Source organism: Desulfotignum balticum DSM 7044, from assembly GCF_000421285.1.
Classification (GTDB): domain Bacteria; phylum Desulfobacterota; class Desulfobacteria; order Desulfobacterales; family Desulfobacteraceae; genus Desulfotignum; species Desulfotignum balticum.
In genome coordinates, this window is the sequence record NZ_ATWO01000001.1 from 4,686,897 (window position 1) to 4,705,428 (window position 18,532).

Annotated in this window: 10 protein-coding genes; all 10 read left to right on the forward strand. The window is 51.6% G+C overall.

The annotated features are described in order from the left end of the window. The first annotated feature begins 370 nt into the window (after positions 1–370). The 10 genes from K365_RS0123390 to K365_RS27655 all read left to right on the forward strand — a co-directional run bounded on the left by K365_RS0123390 (position 371) and on the right by K365_RS27655 (position 18,529). The gene (locus tag K365_RS0123390) at positions 371–1,495 is read left to right on the forward strand and encodes a hypothetical protein (protein ID WP_024336560.1); all 1,125 of its coding nucleotides are present in this window, start codon (positions 371–373) and stop codon (positions 1,493–1,495) included. A 34-nt stretch (positions 1,496–1,529) separates the two neighbouring features. Beyond that, complete coding sequence (locus K365_RS0123395) at positions 1,530–8,975, forward strand: type I polyketide synthase (protein ID WP_024336561.1); 7,446 nt, start codon at positions 1,530–1,532, stop codon at positions 8,973–8,975. Between the two features lie 49 nt (positions 8,976–9,024). After that, on the forward strand, positions 9,025–9,891 hold the full coding sequence (locus K365_RS0123400) for a 4'-phosphopantetheinyl transferase family protein (RefSeq protein WP_024336562.1): 867 nt from the start codon (positions 9,025–9,027) through the stop codon (positions 9,889–9,891). Continuing rightward, the gene (locus K365_RS0123405; RefSeq protein ID WP_024336563.1) at positions 9,888–10,841 is read left to right on the forward strand and encodes an ABC transporter ATP-binding protein; all 954 of its coding nucleotides are present in this window, start codon (positions 9,888–9,890) and stop codon (positions 10,839–10,841) included. The genes K365_RS0123400 and K365_RS0123405 overlap by 4 nt, the downstream gene beginning before the upstream one ends. Then, entirely contained in the window at positions 10,838–11,971 is a 1,134-nt protein-coding gene (locus K365_RS0123410) for an ABC transporter permease (protein ID WP_006964342.1), read from the forward strand. Before K365_RS0123405 ends, K365_RS0123410 begins: the two co-directional genes overlap by 4 nt. Beyond that, entirely contained in the window at positions 11,968–12,912 is a 945-nt protein-coding gene (locus K365_RS0123415; protein WP_024336564.1) for a radical SAM/SPASM domain-containing protein, read from the forward strand. Before K365_RS0123410 ends, K365_RS0123415 begins: the two co-directional genes overlap by 4 nt. A 14-nt stretch (positions 12,913–12,926) precedes the next feature. Beyond that, a complete protein-coding gene (locus K365_RS0123420; RefSeq protein WP_024336565.1) occupies positions 12,927–13,895 on the forward strand; it encodes a glycosyltransferase family protein in 969 nt (322 codons plus the stop codon). Then, positions 13,889–15,145 (forward strand): aminotransferase class I/II-fold pyridoxal phosphate-dependent enzyme, encoded by a 1,257-nt coding sequence (locus K365_RS0123425; protein ID WP_024336566.1) that lies wholly within the window; start codon positions 13,889–13,891, stop codon positions 15,143–15,145. The genes K365_RS0123420 and K365_RS0123425 overlap by 7 nt, the downstream gene beginning before the upstream one ends. Before the next feature lie 11 nt (positions 15,146–15,156). Continuing rightward, positions 15,157–15,975: an SDR family oxidoreductase gene (locus K365_RS0123430; RefSeq protein WP_024336567.1), complete on the forward strand. Its 819-nt coding sequence runs from the start codon at positions 15,157–15,159 to the stop codon at positions 15,973–15,975. Positions 15,976–16,447: 472 nt separating this feature from the next. Beyond that, on the forward strand, positions 16,448–18,529 hold the full coding sequence (locus tag K365_RS27655; protein ID WP_084490002.1) for a transporter substrate-binding domain-containing protein: 2,082 nt from the start codon (positions 16,448–16,450) through the stop codon (positions 18,527–18,529). Positions 18,530–18,532: the final 3 nt, after the last annotated feature.

An 18,532-nucleotide genomic window follows, 5' to 3' on the forward strand; every position in this document is an offset into this window, starting at 1 on the left:
ACAGACTGTATAGTTCAATTAACGTGCCGGGACTTTCATATCCGGTTCATAATCGCCATCCTGTTGATCGACAGGGGTGTCAGAACTTAAAACATCTCATACCAGGGGTATTTAAACCTAAAAAATTAGGTCATATTCAGCCCTTGGTCATATAAGACCTATTTTTTATCAGATGTATAATGGATTCCTTCAGATCTCTTTTTTGCTGATTCTCCATAGATAAAAGGGAGATAGATCCCCTTAGGCAGAATGTGGGAGTTCTGGCACATAAAATGAATATAACGTGGGTCATAGTGAATTTATAAAAGTTATTATCAAACATTGCGATGGGCATTAAATGCCATTTCTTTTTTTGTTGAGGAGTATCATCATGACCGGCATTGAAATCATTACCGTGGAAAAGAGATCTGAATTAAAAGACTTCATTGAACTGCCATGGAAGATCTATGTCGCATACCCCAAATGGGTTCCGCCTCTCAAAAAAGAAATCTGTCGGCTGCTGGACCCCCTCAGGCACCCTTTCTGGGAATTTGCCCAGCGCATTCTTTTTCTGGCACGACGGGGCAAAGAAACGGTGGGAAGGATTGCAGGCATTATCGACGGCCGTTATAACCGGTTCCATAACGAGAAAATGGGCATCTGGGGGTTTTTTGAATGTGCGGATGATCCGCAGGCCGCCGCCGCCCTGTTTGCTTCCGTGGAAAAGTGGGCTCATGAAAAGGGGATGACCTTCATAAGAGGCCCGCTCAACCCATCCACCAATCACGAGGCCGGATTGCTCATTGAAGGGTTCGATGTGCCGCCCTCCCTGATGATGACCTATAACCCGCCGTACTATTCAAGACTGATCGAATCATGCGGTTACTTCAAAGAAAAAGACCTGCTGGCTTTCCTTATCGACAGCTATTACGAACTTCCCGGATGGATGGATCGTCTGGCCGGCAAAATTGCCCGAAAAAAGGGAGTCCGCATCACCCACTTTCGCCCAAAGGATGCAGATGCTGAACTCGCTCAGATCCGTCAGATCTATAACGATGCATGGTCCGGCAACTGGGGGTTCGTTCCGTTAAGCGAAAAGGAGATGCAGGATATCGGGAAGCACGTCATGGAATTTACAGATCCTGACATGGCTTTTTTCATCTATGTTGAAGATGAACCCGCCGCCTTCTGCATGGTATTTCCCGATATCAACCCGTTGCTGAAGCGTCTCAACGGGCGGGTCGGTCTTTTGGGGACGCTGAAGTATTTTTTATACAAAAAAGAGATCGTTGGATTGCGGCTGTTTATGTTAGGGATCGAAGAAAAATACCGGCAACTGGGGCTCCCCATGCTGGCCTTCCACCATATCTACGAGGTGGTGAGAAATAAAGCGAAATACCGTTATATGGAAATCGGCTGGACCCTGGAAGACAATGACGCCGTCAACTCATTGATCGAGGAAGCCGGGGCAAAAATGCACAAAAAATACCGCATATTCAGCAAATCTTTATCATAATGAAACCAATGGCTTTGAAGCAAAGGATGTAAACATGTTAACTGAGCATCAAAATATCACCATCGCTTTTGTCCGGCGGCCTGAAAAGATTACCCCGGCGGTGATTCAGATGGCTCAACAAACAGGGACCCGCGCGATCTTCGATTTTTCCGAAGAAAAGAGCGCAGACAATCTGGTTTCCTTGTTACGAAAAACAGACCCTGCCGGTCTTGTCAGGGATATCAAAATCTCTGCCCCAGCCTTGATGGACCTGTCTTTAGGGCGGACAATAAAGGAAACGGGGATTCAAACCCTCTGGGTAGAGTGCCCCCCCTGGTTTTCTCAGGAAGATACGGCTCTTTTTTTAAACAAGCTGGGGGAAATGTCGAAAAATTATGGCTGCTTTCCCATCACCGGAGACACCGCGCTCATAACAAAGATGCTGAAGCCCGGCTCAGGCATCGAACGCATCGTCCTGAAAGGATGTGAGGCCGCTGGATTTGTGGGCCGCGAGACAACCATGACGCTCTATTCCATGGCCAGGGAAATGCAGAAATCCGCTGCAACTCCTTTTGATATTTTCATCTGGGGGGGCGTTTTTCTCCCTGAAGCTGCCGCCGCCTTTGTGTCCACCGGGGCAGCCGGGATCGTTTTTGAGAGTATCCATTGGCTGACGGATCAGGCCGGTGTTGATGATTCCCAACGGGAACAGCTTTCCCGGCTGCGTCCGGATGCCACGGATATGGTGGGCCTGGATGTGCAGGTTCCCTGCCGCCTGTTCAACAAGGGAAATTCTCTGGCATTCAAAAAAATCAAAGCATACGAGGACGCGCTCTGCAGCGCAGCGGACATGAAAGATACCCGCCTTTCTTTTGCGAACCGGGTGACGGCCGGGGCGGTTCATCCCCTAAAAAGCCGTTTCAGCAAGAACGAAATCATTCCTTTGGGTGTGGAAGCCGCCTTTGCCGGGGCCTTTGTGAACCGTTTCGGGGATAGAACCGGGGAAGCCGTGACTGCGTTCATAAAAGAAATGCATCAGTTATGCCGCCTGGCTGAAGAAAAAAAAAATGGTTTTCTGGACAGTCCTGTGGCCAGAGAAATGGGCACCCGGTACCCTTTTATCCAGGGCGCCATGTCCTGGATCACGGATATCCCGGAGTTTGCCTTACGGGTGGCGGATGCCGGCGGATTACCCACCATCGCCCTTGGCCTGATGGATGCTGAGGCCCTGGACCAGAGGCTGGGAACCCTGCCCAGGATCATGGGGTCGCGCCCGTATGCCGTCAATGTGGTCGCTTTGGCGGAAAATCCTTTCAAGGGACTGCATCTGGCCTGGATAAAAAAACACAGACCCCGTTTTGCCGTGATTGCAGGGGGGGATCTCTCCACGGTCAGAGAATTGATGGCATGCGGCATCGATGTCATGTATATCGCGCCGGATGAAGCGCTGTTGACGCTGGCCCTGAAACAAGGGGTCCGGTATGTGATCTGTGAGGGGTATGAGGCCGGCGGCCACGTGGGGCCGCACAGCACACTCACCCTGGCCCAGATGGTACTGGATATGAAGCGGCGCACCCCATCTTTGTTTCACAATTGCCGCATCATCCTTGCCGGAGGAATTTTCAACCGGGAAACGGCCTTCATGGCGGCCATGCTTGGCGCAGACGCCATCCAGATGGGGACGGCCTATCTGGCCACACAGGAGATTATTGAAACCGGCGCTTTGACCCCGCTTTATCAGCAGATGATCCTGAAATCACCTTTGGCGGGAACCGTTGTGTCAGGCCGGAATACCGGGCTCCGGGTGAGATCCCTGAAAACCCCGGGAATGGAATCTATTTTATCTCTGGAAAGGGAGTTTGCCGCCGGACTCCAGGACGAAACCTCTTTCAGGGAAAGAATGGAAAAAATGGCGGCCGGAAGCCTTTTCATGGCGGCCCGGGGAATGGACGGGCCGGGAGAGATAGTTCTGGATGAGCAAACCTGTATCGAACGGGGACAATTCATGAGCGGGGCCTGCGCCGGGCTTATCCGTGACGTCGACAATCTTGAATCCTTTCACCATGAACTGGCCCGGGGCTCTCTTTTGATGCATCAACCCGTTGTAAATTCCACGGAAACACCATTGGAACTACCGGTTGCCGGGATTAAACCAGATCCGAAGCGTTTCACACCCAACCGGGAGGTTCATGAAAGAATTGCCATCACGGGCATGGGCATTGTGAATACTTTGGGCAAGAGTCCCGAGGAAATCTGGAGTGCAAGCCTGGCCATGAAAAGCGGTATCACAAAAGTGCCGCCGTCACGATGGGATCATGCACTGTATTATGACCCTAAGCCCCTTATGCCGGACAAGACCTATTGCCGGGTGGGGGCTTTTCTGGATTTTCCCATCGACCGCACTGAACTGGGGATTCCTCCCCATGATTTCAGGACCATGACCCAGGCCACACGGATTTCCATGTGGCTTGCGGACAGGGCCATCCGGGCATCCGGCATTCTGACATCAGATATCCCCCGGGAAAGGATCGCCGTCTTCGTCTCCCAGAACTCGGGAGAGGCGGCAAGTACGCTTCCCGATATCATTATCCGGGCATATGTTCACGACATCATGGCCGGCATCAAAAAGGCGGTTGACCTCACACCGGACCAGGTACAGGCCATTGAACAGGCAATCAGGTCCGGTCGCACGGCCCTGGACGACACCACGCTTTTAGGCCGGCTCAACTGTGCCGCCGCCGGTTTTATCTGTAAAAAGTACGGGTTCATGGGGCCCAGCCATGCCGTGTCCGCCGCCTGCGCCACCTCACTGGTGGCACTTTACAGCGCCATCCAGATGATCAAAAACGGCATCATCGACGCCGCGGTCGTGGGCGGGGGCGAGGATACGCTCAGCCATCTGCATTTCCTGGAATTTTCCGCCCTGGGCGCTCTTTACGGGCTGTCCGGGAGGGAAAGACCGGCCCGGGAAACCTCCTGTCCGTTTGATGCCCACAGAGACGGCATGGTCCTGGGTGAAGGCGGCGCAATGATTGTGATTGAGCGGGAAAGCGTCGCCCGGGCAAGAGGGGCCCTTGTTAACGCCTTTGTGACCGGCATGGGCGCCAGCAACAACCCTTTTGGAATGGTGGAATCCTCCAGAGTTTCCCAGCAGATGGCGATTCGCGCCTCTTTTAAGGGGACATCCTATGGGCCTGATGCTGTGGACATGGTGGAATGCCATGCCACCAGCACAAGACAGGGGGACCTGGAAGAAGTCCTTGCCCTGAAAGGGTTCTATCATTCCGCCAGGCGTACCGTGCTCACGGCATTTAAATCCCAGATAGGCCATACGCTGGGGGCCTCGGGGATCGGCGGTCTTATTCGAGGCGTGATGGCCATGAAAGCGGGAATTTTCCCGCCCACTCTCAATTACAGGCATCCGGACCCGGAAATCAATCTGGAAAACTCCGGTCTTATTGTCTCTTCTGCGCCGCTGGACTGGAAGAACCGCAACGGCGAGCCCAGAAGAATGGAAGTCAATGCTTTCGGGTTCGGCGGTTCCAATTATGTGGTACAGGTGGAGCAGGCCATGGACGAAACAGATACGGTCATGGTCTCACCCGGGACGCAAAAAATATCAGAAGTACGGGCGAACCAGGACCCGAAGGTGGCGCCGCCCCTTGCCCTGGTATTCCCCGGACAGGGCGCCCAATACGGCGGCATGGGACAGGAACTGTATACCTCATTTCCCGTCATCAAAGAATGGCTGGACCGGGCCGCTGCCGTTGCTGACTTTGACCTGCTTCACCTGATGTTCCATGATCAGGAAAAAAACCTTCAGAAAACCCGCTGGCAGCAGCCTGCCATGTTTGCCCTGGAAAATGCCATGGCCCGATATCTCATTGCGCTTGGCATCCGTCCTGTGGCCATGGCCGGTCACAGTCTGGGCGAATTGACCGCTTTGTGCCTGGCCGGTGTCTATTCCTTTGAAGACGGGTTTCGCATCGTAAACAAGCGGGCCCTGTGCATGGACAAGGCGGCTGCCGCCAACATCGATCCCGGTGTCATGGCCGCCACGGACGCTCCCCTGGACCTTTTAAACAAAATGATCAAAGATGACAATGATATCCACATCGGCAATATCAATTCCCCTTTTCAGACTGTTTTAAGCGGCAGCACCGGCGCCATCAAAAGTTTTTGCAAAAATTTAAAGGAAATGGGCCACCGGACCACCCTTCTGCGCGTCAGCATGGCCTTTCACTCGCCTGCCATGCAGGTCATCCATGATGAACTTGCCGCATACATTGCCGGCATTGCATTTCATCCCCCGCAGATTCCGGTCATCTCCAACACAACCCGGAAACCCTATCCCGCAGATCCCCATGAGATCAAAAAAATCCTCATGGCGCACCTGGAATCCACGGTCCATTGGATGGACAATGCCCGGTTCCTTTGGAATACCTACGGGGCCAGGCTTTTTGTTGAGGTGGGACCGGGAGAAGTATTGAGCAATCTCATTGCAGACACGCTTCCCGGATCATCCTGTATCCAGACCTGTGTTCGCTCTTCAGAGGCATTGACCTTTAAAGCCGCACTGGCCCGACTTTTAGCACAAGGCCATCTCAAGGAAACGCCAGGTGATCTGTCAACTGTCATGAAATCCACGTTCAGCGGGTTTCAGCCGCCTGAATTCCGGGAACCCGCCGCACCCGGAACTGATGACCCATCTGAGCGTGACGATCTCATGGAGAAACTGATTCAAATCATCATGGACGCGACAGGGTTCAACCGAGACGAAATCCAGCCCGACATGGACCTGAGAAAAGATCTCTCCATCCGGTCCAGCCGCCTGCCCATCATCATGGATGCTGTGGAACGCCAGTTCAACATCACCATTGAACTGGAAGATTTTATCGATGTCCGGACTGTAAAAGACATCGCTGAAGAGATCTCCCGATTAACCGCCGGAAAGCAAGGCAGCGGCCTGCATACGGCGACTGAGGCCCTGGACTTGAACCCGGTGCCGGATAAATGTGACAACGCCTCAACGGATGAGGCACCACTGAAGCGGCTCGTATTTGATCACGCAACGCTAGAATTTGAGAATTCGGTTCCCCTGGAATTAAGTCCGGGAGAATCCGTCCTTCTCCTCTCCCCTGACGGGGATGACAAGGTGGCCGAACACGCAGGGGATATTCTCCGGACCGATTACGGGGTGACCCCGTTTCCAATGGGATTCATGCAGAAAATCCCGGATTCCGGCCAAGCGGGGCACGACATCCGGACTGAAAACGGCACATTCCGGGCCGCGGATACAATCCGAACCCTGTTTCCTGTTTCCGGGATGGTCATCACCCTGGGCCGAAAAGGAGCCATCCGGTCAAGCAGTATGACGGATGTTTCTCAGCTGCTTAAATCATTCTTTCTCCTTTTAAAGGCATTTCTGGAATCTTCGGCCAAAAAATTCATTGTACTGATTTATTCTGCTGAAGATATTGGCACACCGGCTCAATTACTGGCGGAGGGAATGCTCGGGATGTTTTTGAGCGCTGCCCGGGAATACGCGTCCGTCCAGTTCCGCACACTGGAAATCCAGAAAAACACCCATCTTCAAAAAGCCATGCACCATGCTTTGGATCGAGGATGTGCCGTGGTGGAGATGATACATCGTGATGGAAAAATCCTCACGTCAGAAGGACATTTGACTCCGTCGGTTTTCAAGGATTCATCCCATCTGAATCTTTGCCCCGGAGACGTTGTCGTCATCGCCGGGGGGGGTGCCGGGATCGGCGCCCACCTGGCCCGTTGCCTGGCGCCTTTCATGCCCCGCCTGATCCTGCTGGGGAGAACACGTATCGATCCGGAAATGGATCCGGCAGAACCTTTTGGGGAACACGCCGCTTCCGGGGCGGGTCCGACGAATTCCAGGGCGCTGGAAATTGCGCAGACCCTGGCGGATTTGCACGCCGCAGGAATTGAGGCCGCTTACCACACCTGTGATGTGACCGATCCTGAGGCGGTTCAGGCTGTCCTGGCAGAGGTGATCCGTTGTTACGGCAGAATCGACGGGATCATTCACAGTGCCGGGATCCTCAGGGACGGCCCTGTAAGCCGTATGACCCTGGATGATTTTTCCACGGTCACGGATATCAAATTCTCAGGTGCCTGGCATCTGTTCTTATCTGCCCAAAATGCCGGGTTGAAGTTTTTTGCGGGCCTTTCCTCGGCCGCGGCCATCCAGGGAAATCCGGGACAGGCCAATTACGCTGCCGCCAACCGGATGATGGCAGCATTGCTCAGGCACCTGGGCAAAGAAAACAAGGCGGTCCGGTTCAAGGCCCTGATGCTTCCCCCTGTCCAAGGGGCGGGCATGGCAGATGATCCGGAAATCCAGGCACTGCTGAAGCAAAAAGGAGTGGCTTACATTCATGTGAATGAACTGGCAGGGCTGTTCTGCCGGGAACTCTTTATCGCCCCGCCAGAAGATCATTGGGTGATGTTCATGAAAAAACTGCCGTCTGTGAACACGGTAATGCTCAATGACGGGACCCGGTCCGAACCCTTTGGAGATCTGGATTCCGGCCTCTTGTCCTTTGCGCCCGGAGACTTTCCCATGATCGAAAAAATTTCAACCCTGGACCTTGGGCAGGAAAAACTGGAAGCCTGCCGGTCCTTTTCTCTGGAAAAAGATCTCTGGATCACGGACCACCGGCCTTTCAAGTTCATCAAGCATCCCATTGTATCCGCCACCATGGCCATAGAGACTTTTATGGAAGCGGCCCGGATACTGTATCCCCACCTCCGGGTGACAGGGGTCCGAAACGTCCGGCTCATGGACATGATCGAATGCCGGCCCGGGGTTCCTCGTCCTGCCCGGATTTCCTGCTGCAGGACGGGTGACCGCCTTGAAGAGGTGTTGTGCGACACGACCCTGTCGGCACAGGAGATCTCCCCGACCGGGAGATTGATGGCACATTTTGCCCTGCAATGCAGCGGCCAGGTGATGCTTGACGGCGGAGGAGAAACACCCGGACAGGGATTTCATGATTTTCCCATCCGTTCGGACGAGCTGAGAACCCAACCCATGAATCGTAAAAAAGTGCTGAAATGGTACAAAGACCGCAGTGGTCTCGGCGGCCGGTACCGGGTGATCGAATTTCTTGACGGAACAGGCCCAGACGTCATACGGGGCCGGACCATCTATCCGGAAACCTGTGACTTTGCAGATCTTGTGAACGCAAAATACCAGTATTCCCCCTACCTTTTCGAAGCGCTTCTGCAGCTGGTGTGCTGTCATATTGCTGTCACAGACCCCTCAGAGCCCCGGTCCATGATTCCTTTGGAAATCGGGGAGATGCGGTGTTTCAGAAAAGTCGGGACAGGGGAAAAAATAATGCTGGAAGCCCGGTTGCGGGCACAAACCGACGAAGTGCTCACCTGGGACACCCGGGGGCTTGATGACCAGGGCGAAACCCTGATGCAGATCTCCGGGTTGCAGATGAAATGGATTTCAGACTGATCCTGAAGGAGTATGGAAGATTGGAGATCAAAAAAAGACAGGAACGGATATGATAAAAGACAGTCAAAAGCCAGCCGTTCAAACCGTGCATTTCTTTCATGGCAAAGGGCCTGTTTTCTATGCATCGCTGCCCTGGGAGTCAATGGCGCGCCAAATGCCGGCAGGGCCCGAAAAGAACGATCCGGGCCAAAAACAGCATTTGATTTCCATACTGTGGGATCACTTTGTCGGTATGAAAAAACCGTTCCGGATGCACCGGCCATATGACACCCCGGATGCTTTCCCCATCCAGGCCGACCCGTTCATCCGGGTCGAACCGTTCATTCGGGTCATTCGGGGCCCTCTTGGCAGGCCCCAACTTTTGCTGGGGGATCACATCGGTCCGTCCATCTCTTTTTGCAAAAGCAACCAAAACCTCTGGGCCGCGCTTTGTGGAGATGGGCATGATATCGGTATCGATGTGGCACAAAGCCATGAATTCCAGGGCAAATACCCGTTTTACCGGGTGTTTCACCCCGGGGAACTTGGACATGCCCTGAAACCGGCAGAAGATGATTTAAAAAAGGCGGCGGCCCTGCTCTGGTCTGTGAAGGAAGCTGCGGCAAAGGCTCTGGGATGCGGGTTTCATCTTGTGGACCCGCTGCAGGTGATTGTTTATCCGTCAACAGGCCGGGCCACGGGAGAAACCATGGGGAACGCGGCAGAAAAAAACAGTATTTATGATTTTCCGGTCGGGTTGTCGGAAAAGGCAGTAAAACGATTTCCCATGGCCCGGGGCCGGTCTTTACGGGTGCGTTCGGTTTGCCAGGGGAAAAGATGGCTTTCCATTGCCCTGTTGCATCGGCCGTCTCAACTATATGATGGGCAACACCGGTTCGCCAGGCAATCCCCAAAGATACAAAATGGAGAGGTATGACCCAGAACAATAAATATGCCATTGAAGTCCATCACCTGACCAAGCGGTACAAGGAATTGTCCGCGGTTGACAATATATCGTTTGCCGTTGAAAAAGGTGAGTTGTTTGCGCTGCTGGGCCCCAACGGAGCCGGCAAGACCACGACCGTAGAGATTCTCAATACCATCCGAACACCCACATCCGGCAAAGTGATGCTTCTTGGAATGGATGTCACCGAAAAAAAATATGACATCATCCCCCGCATCGGGGTCCTTCCCCAGGGGTTCAGTTCCTTTGACCGAATCACGGTCAAAGAGACCCTCCAGTATTATTCCCGGCTTTTTTGCCGGAAAAAACCGGATATTGACGGGCTGATGGCGCTTGTGAACTTAAAAGACAAGGCCGCAGTCCAGTACAAGAATCTTTCCGGCGGGTTGAAACAGCGCCTGGGCATCGCGGTTGCCCTGGTGAACGACCCTGAAATCGTGTTTCTGGACGAGCCCACAACGGGGCTCGACCCCCTGGCCCGGCGCGCCATGTGGGAGGTTCTTCTGGATCTTAAGAAAAAGGGGAAAACCCTGTTTCTCACCACCCACTACATGGAGGAAGCCGAACTTCTTGCAGACACGGTTGCCATCGTAAAAAAAGGAAAGATCACCGCGATGGATTCTCCCGGAGAACTCATAGAAAACAATGCCGATTACCTGGTCGTCATGCTCAAATCCGTGGATGAAACCGTGTTTGACATCGTTAAAAAAATGGGATTTGCCCCGGACCATGACAGCCACGGGCATATCACGGTCCGGCTTGCCCACACGGACGATGTCCGAAGATTGCTCAACGCCGTCAGAGAAGGCGGGGCATCGTTTACCGGTCTGGATGTCCGCAAGCCCAATCTGGAAGAAGTGTTCCTCAAACTGACGGATGACACTTTTTTGAAACGTGTTGCCGGGATCGAGGAGGCACAATGAACCTGCACATCATCCATGCCAATATCATTCGGGCCAACATCATCGTGAGCATCAAGAGCTTCTACCGGGAAAAGACGGTGGTGTTTTTCAGGATTGCCTTTCCCGTCATCCTGATACTGGTATTCGGCACCATTTTCATGGAAAGAGACAATGAAGTTTTTGAATTGAGCATCCAGGATCTGGACCGGACAACGTCATCCCAACAACTTGTGGAAGCGCTCGATCAAAGCGAACGATTCAACATCACACCCGTCTCTCCTGACGCAAATGCCAAACAGTATGCCAAGGACAACAATTTGAATCTGATTGTCATTATTCCCGAAAATTTTGAGATGTCTCTCATGGAAAAAATGGCGGCCGACCACTTTGAAACCCCCGTCACCCTCACCCAAGTATACGACCCCGGCGCCTTTGGGGTGACCACCAAAATTGGGGTGCTGGACATGGCCCTGGCCAAAATCAACCAGGAAATGTCCGGTAAACCGCCGCTTATTGCCTCGGAACCCGTATCCATACTTAAAAAAAAATACCGGTTCATTGAATTCTTTGTCCCCGGGATCATTGCCATGGCAGTGATGACGGCCAGCCTGTTCGGTTCCGTGAACGTCAATGCCGAACTGTTGCAGAAAGGCGTCATCCGAAAGCTTTCCACCACCCCCATCACCCGGATTGACTGGATTTTGTCAAACGTATTGTACCAGTTCATTCTTGCGGTTGTATCCACGGCCGTGATGCTGCTGGTGAGCTATGCCGTATTTAAGGTCAGTCTTGAGATCAATGCCTGGCTGGTGGTGTTTGTGGCCCTGGACGTATTTGCATTTGTGGGACTGGGCATGATTCTCACCCGCGTGGCCAGGGAAGCTGAAAGTGCCTCAGCCGCGGCCGATGCCCTGATGTTTCCCATGATGTTTCTGTCCGGAACATTTTTTCCTGTGGAGATGATGCCTGAATTTTTACAGACGTTTGCCAGGATTCTGCCGCTGTATTATGTGAACGAGGGACTCAGGGCCGCCATGATCGCTGTGGACCACACGGCTGCCCTGAAATCCGCTTTGATCATCGGCGCGTTTGCCGCCGTGGTGTTTGTTCTCGGCATCATGACAACAAGAATAGGCGGAGAGACCCCATGATTTTCAATGCAAGAGACAGGATCACCCGGGGGCTGTTGTCATTGGCCAGATCTCCTTTGCCGTTTCATCTGTATTACCGCCGCCATTTTCCGTTGCCCGCAGTCCTCCTGATTGAAAACACCAATGCCTGCAACGCCCACTGTGTGATGTGCCCCCGTGAAAAGCTGACCCGGAAACCCGGCATCATGGCATTTGAGTTATTTGAAAAAATAATCAGAGAAGTGTCGGAAGTAAAACGAAAACCCGTTGTGCATCTGCACGGATTTGGAGAACCGCTGCTGGATGAATCATTACCGGACCGGATCCGGCTCGCAAAAGATTTCGGGATAAACCATACCTATCTGGTGACCAATGCCTCGTTATTATTTCCCGAAACGGCAAAAAAAATCATCGATGCGGGACTGGATGAGATGAAAATCAGCTTTTACGGCACGGATGACGACTCCTATTGCCGCACCATGGAAGGGCTGGATTTCAAGGTAGCGTTAAACAATATCATCGAATTTGTGAAAATCAGAAAGGAGATGAAAAAAAAGACACCGAAACTGATCCTTCAATACCTGCCTCAGGAAACCAATGGCGCTGCAATAAAAGACTTTAAAATCCTGGGGCGCGCTGTTCTGGACAAAAAAGTGGGCGACCGCCTGAATGTCAGCGCTCTGGACAATTTCGGCGATGGACGGGAGTACAACCCGGTCAAAGGAAACATAGCGTCTGTCTGTTTTTATCCCTGGTCGGCCATGTCCGTGCTCTGGGACGGCAGGGCTGTGACCTGTTGTGTGGATTATAACGGGGTTCAGGAAGTAGGGAATCTGAACTCCCAGACGGTCGCGGAAATCTGGAACGGGCCGGTAATGACCGGCATCCGAAAAAACTTCGGCCGGCTGGATTATAGCGGATTTCCGGTCTGTCAGTGCTGTGACTGGGTACACCGGCGGTAATGGGGGGGTGACAGATGAAAAAAAAGATATTTTTTATATGCGGCTCCATGAACCAGACCACCCAGATGCACCAGATCGCAAGGCACCTTGAGGAATATGACCATGCGTTTTCTCCTTTTTATGTCGACGGATTTGACCGGATTCTCAAAAAACTGGGAATGATCGAATTCACCGTCGCAGGCAACAAACTGTCAAACCGATGCCGGGACTATCTCCGGGATCAGGGTCTTTTTATTGATGAAAGGGGGCGCAATCGGCCCTACGACCTGGTGGTGACCTGCTCGGATGTGTATCTGCAAAAAAATATCTCAGGCAACCGGATGGTGCTGGTCCAGGAAGGGGTGACAGATCCTGAATCTTTCATGTGCCATCTGGTCAGCCGGTTCCGGTTTCTTCCGCTCTGGTTTGCCGGCAATGCATTGACCGGTCTCAGTGATGCATATGAGGTATTCTGTGTTGCCAGTGACGGGTATCGGGATTTTTTCATCCCAAAAGGGGTTTGTCCTGAAAAAATGGTTGTCACGGGAATCCCCAATTTCGACAATTGCCTAAAATTTGCCGGCAACACCTTTCCCTATAAAGGCTATGTGCTGGTGTGTACGTCGGCCCTGAGAGAAACGTTCCAGTTTGAAAACCGCCGGGCCTTTATCCAAAAAGCCGTTGAGATCGCCGGTTCCCGCCAGCTTATCTTCAAGCTTCACCCCGGCGAAAAACACAGACGCGCCACCCGGGAAATAAACAGATACGCCCCCGGGGCCATGGTGTTTTCGACGGGCAATGCCGAAGAGATGATCGCAAACTGTGATGTTCTGATCACCCGGTTTTCTTCGACGGCCCTTGTGGGCCTTGCCCTGGGCAAAAAAACCCTTTCAGACTTTAATATGGAAGAAATGCGTCGATTGACGCCTGTACAGAACGGTTCGGCGGCCCTGAACATCGCTGGTGTCTGCCGCCGGCTGCTCGAAAGAGAGGACCCATGTTAAATCAATTCATTGATATTGCCACCCAGAAAATTCGTGCCAAACGCATGGCATATTTTGGAAAGCACCCGGATGTGTATACAAAAATATATGCCTATACCCGGCCAAATGTGCTAAAGGCCCTGGGATATTATCCCTATTATCCGAAAATCGAAAAAGCCAATGCCACCCAAGTCACCATTGACGGAAAACAAAAAATCATGCTGGGATCCAATAATTATCTTGGGCTCACCAACCATCCCAAAGTGATTGAAGCCGGTATGAACGCGCTGCGGGAATATGGCTCGGGATTGACCGGCAGCCGTTTGCTGAACGGCAATACCCTGCTGCATGATCAATTGGAAGAACAGCTGGCGGATTTTGTTCACATGGAAAGCACCCTGGTGTTTTCCACGGGATTCGGTACCAATTTTGGAACCATCGCGACCATCTGCGGTCCGGATGATTTGATTTTCAGTGATGAATACAATCATGCGTCCATTGTCGACGGGATCCGTTTTTCCGGTGCACGAAAATGCAAATACAAACACAATGACATGCAGGATCTGGAAGAAAAACTGGCCTTTTCAGATCCAAAATACCCCCGGTTCATTGTCACGGACGGCATCTTCAGTATGGAAGGGGATATTGCCAGACTGGATGACCTGGTTGCTTTATCGAAAAAATACCATTCCCGCCTGATGGTTGATGATGCCCATTCCTTTGGGATTTTAGGTCCCCGTGGCGACGGGACTGCCGCCCATTTTGACGTTACAAAAGATGTGGACCTGATTATGGGGACCTTCAGCAAATCCTTAGGCTGCATCGGCGGATTTATTTCCGGTGAAAAACTAGTGATCGAATTTTTAAAACATCATTCCCGGACCATGCTTTTCACGGCATCCCTGCCCCCTTCCAATGTGGCGTCCGTCATGGCGGCCTTAAGAATCATCCAGGCAGAACCGGAACGCCGTGAACAATTGATCGACAATGCCCGGTTTATTCGCGATGGTTTAAAATCACTGGGATTTGATGTCGGTGAAAGCGTCACCCCGATCATTCCCATTATTATCGGTAAAGATCTCAAGACGTTTCAGGTATGGAAAGACCTGATGGATGCGGGGGTTTACACAAATCCCATTGTGTCTCCGGCCGTACCCCGGGGCAGGGCCCTGCTGCGTACCAGCTACATGGCAACCCACACCCGCAAACAACTGGAATTCTGTCTGGATATGTTTGAAAAAACCGGCAGAAAAGCCCGCATTATCCGTTGAAAGCAAAGACGATGAAACCAAAGCAAGCGTCATCAAAAACCGTATTGATCACAGGCGCATCTTCCGGCATCGGCAAATGTACGGCCGCGTATCTGGCCGCAAAGGGATTTCGGGTGTATGGCACATCCCGCAGGCCTGAATCCTGTCCAGAAATAAAAAACGGTTTCATGATACCCATGGATGTCCGGGATACCGATTCCGTGAAAAAAGCCATTGCACATATTGTCGAAAAAGAAGGGCATATCGATATCCTGGTAAACAATGCCGGGGTTGGTATCGGCGGTACGGTTGAAGACACGTCCACAGAAATGGCCAAAGCGCTGTTTGATACCAATTTTTTCGGCATCTGCCGCGTATTGCAGGAAGTGCTCCCGGTGATGAGACAACAGTCCGAAGGACTCATCATCAACATGAGTTCCATTGGGGGCATCATCGGGCTTCCCTTTCAGGGGATCTATTCGGCATCCAAATTTGCTGTGGAAGGACTTTCAGAAGCCTTATATAAAGAGTTGTCCCTGTCAGCCATCCACGTGGTCCTGATCGAGCCCGGAGATTTTAAAACCGAATTTACGGCCAACCGGCAGACCATTAACACAACCCATCATGCCGATCAATTCCAGCGCACAATGAAAGTCATTGAAAATGATGAACAAACCGGTCAGCCGCCGTTGAAAATTGCCCATCTCATTGAAAAGATCATCCACACCCCCACCCCCCGGTTGCGATATGCCGTGGGCGCGTTTGATCAGAAATTATCCCTGTTTTTAAAAAAAATATTGCCCAACCGATGGTTTGATCAAATCATCATGTCGTATTATCAGCTGAAATAGTGGCTGAAACGAAAGGGGAAGGCGGCGCCGGCAGCCCAGGCGGTTCAGGGCGTATCCGGCACCTCCGCCCTGGGCATCCCCCAGGACCGGATTGCAAAAAGACTGGGCCTGGCCCGGACATCGTTTCAATACCATTTGCCGAAAATGGCAGCGTTGCCAAATTCGGCAAAAGCCGATTTGTCCCGGGGATTCACCGTTGCCCAGGTGGCGCAAAAGTAAGGCTGGCCTGATCCTGGATCCCATGGCCGGGGGCGGCGTGATCCCGGATACCTGCCTTGAGATCGAACTTTTTACATGAAATATTTCATCTGATCAAGGGCTTTTATGACCTGTCAGCGCCCGGGTATGTGATTGTCCGGGACCAAAACAATTGACATGCGGGCATTTCATTGATATGGCATTCATGATAGGGAAAAACTATTCCGCTCCCTAAATATCAACTGTTTTATTAACGTATGAGGATTCCTTCAGATTGATAAACCATGTTTTTCGAATCATTGCGGTCCTTTTAATTGTTTTTCCTTTCATCAGTTGTGAGACGAAAAATTACAAAGATCCCCTGACCCCGGAAGAAAGAGCGTGGCTGATTCAGCATGATGGAAAGATAACACTGGCAGTTGAAGCGGGTTATGCACCCTTTGCATTTATTGATGAAAACGGTGAGAGCCGGGGGCTGGCAACGGAATATATCGCGTTGCTGGAAAACAAATTGAATTTCAAAATCAATAAAATCAAGTTCAACTCACTGAACGAAATCCTGGACGCGGCCAAAAACAAAGAAATCGACATCGTAAATGCAGTGACCCGGACCCAGAATCGGGCACAGTATCTGCTTTTTACAAAACCGTTTATCGAAATACCGAACGTGATCATTGTCAGAAAGGATCAGAAAAAGTCTCTTTCAGTCGGCCAGATGAAAAACATGAAAGTATCTCTGGTTAAAGGCTATGCCATTACGGAATACCTGATCAGTAATTATCATGACCTGGAGATTGAACCGGTTCTGGATGATCTGACCGCACTGTTGAATGTCTCTTTCAGCCGGACGGATGCGGCAATTATAGACCTGGCGACTGCCTCATATTTTATGGAGCAGAAAGGAATTACAAACCTTCGCATCGCAGGAGATACCGGCCATGATATAAAGCTCGCCATCGCTTCCAGAAATGATTGGCCTGTATTGAACCGAATTTTAGCAAAAGGCCTGTCAACGATCACGGATAATGAGCGGGAACTCATTAAAAAAAGATGGTTTTCTTTGGGTCGGCTCAGCCTGCTCGAAAGTCAGGAATTCTGGACCATTATATTAACAGCTTTCTCTGTTTTCCTGGTATTTCTCGGATTGATACTGGTTTGGAACCGGGTTTTAAAGCGGGAGGTTGCGCAACGTACAAGCCAGTTAAAAAAAGAACTCATTGAACGAACAATCGCTGAAAATGAGATAAAAAAACAGAAACGCCTGTTTGAAACCATGTTCAATACCATACCCGATGGCGTTGTCATAACGAACACACAACGTGAAATCCTGCTGGCAAACAAGGGGATGGAAGCCACATTCGGGTATCTGCCGGGGGATCTTGTGGGAAAATCCACCCAGATGCTTTATGCGGACACATCCAGATATAATGAGGCAGGGACCAGCGTTTTTAACCGTAACGCCAAACGCTCTGGTGAATTATATGTGACTCGCTACCGGAATAAAAACGGCAGAGAATTTTCCGGTGAAACTTTCGGGGCAAAGCTGGTTGATGAAAACAATAACTGGATCGGCAATTTGGGAATCATGCGTGACATCACGGAACTGGAACAATCTGAAATACGGATTCAGCAGGCCCAGAAAATGGAATCCGTGGGCCGGCTGGCCGGCGGTGTGGCCCATGACTTCAATAACATGCTGGGGGTAATTCTGGGACACACGGAACTGGCCCTGTTGCAGGCAGATGAACATCACGAGCTGCATGATGATCTCAAAGAAATTCAGAAAGCGGCCAAACGGTCGGCGGACATCACCAAGCAGTTGCTGGCCTTTGCCAGAAAACAGGTCATTTCTCCCAGACAGCTGGATTTGAACGATACCGTGGAGAAAATGCTCAATATGCTGCGCCGGCTCATTGGTGAAGACATCGATCTGGTGTGGCAACCCTCTGCCCATCTGTGGCCGGTGAAAATGGACCCGTCACAGATCGACCAGATCCTTGCCAATCTGTGTGTCAATGCACGAGATGCCATTGGGGGCGTGGGTAAACTCACCATAGAAACCGGGAAAAAATCATTTGATGAGGAATATTGTAGTAAGCACCCAGGTTTCATCCCCGGTGATTTTGTCCTGCTGGCGGTCAGTGACAATGGCTGCGGCATGAACAAAGAGGTACTGGATAACCTGTTCGAGCCGTTTTTCACCACCAAAGATGTCGGCAAAGGCACGGGTTTAGGGCTTGCAACAATCTTTGGCATTGTCAAACAGAACAACGGTTTTATCAATGTATACAGTGAACCCGGTCAGGGTTCCACTTTCAAAATCTACCTCCCCCGGATTTTTACTAATGATGGTTGATTT

Coding starts and splice junctions, on each gene's coding strand:
- K365_RS0123415 (WP_024336564.1), top strand. CDS start 11,968: ATGATTTTCAATGCAAGAGACAGGATCACCCGGGGGCTGTTGTCATTG.
- K365_RS0123395 (WP_024336561.1), top strand. CDS start 1,530: ATGTTAACTGAGCATCAAAATATCACCATCGCTTTTGTCCGGCGGCCT.
- K365_RS0123405 (WP_024336563.1), top strand. CDS start 9,888: ATGACCCAGAACAATAAATATGCCATTGAAGTCCATCACCTGACCAAG.
- K365_RS0123410 (WP_006964342.1), top strand. CDS start 10,838: ATGAACCTGCACATCATCCATGCCAATATCATTCGGGCCAACATCATC.
- K365_RS0123430 (WP_024336567.1), top strand. CDS start 15,157: ATGAAACCAAAGCAAGCGTCATCAAAAACCGTATTGATCACAGGCGCA.
- K365_RS0123425 (WP_024336566.1), top strand. CDS start 13,889: ATGTTAAATCAATTCATTGATATTGCCACCCAGAAAATTCGTGCCAAA.
- K365_RS0123420 (WP_024336565.1), top strand. CDS start 12,927: ATGAAAAAAAAGATATTTTTTATATGCGGCTCCATGAACCAGACCACC.
- K365_RS0123400 (WP_024336562.1), top strand. CDS start 9,025: ATGATAAAAGACAGTCAAAAGCCAGCCGTTCAAACCGTGCATTTCTTT.
- K365_RS0123390 (WP_024336560.1), top strand. CDS start 371: ATGACCGGCATTGAAATCATTACCGTGGAAAAGAGATCTGAATTAAAA.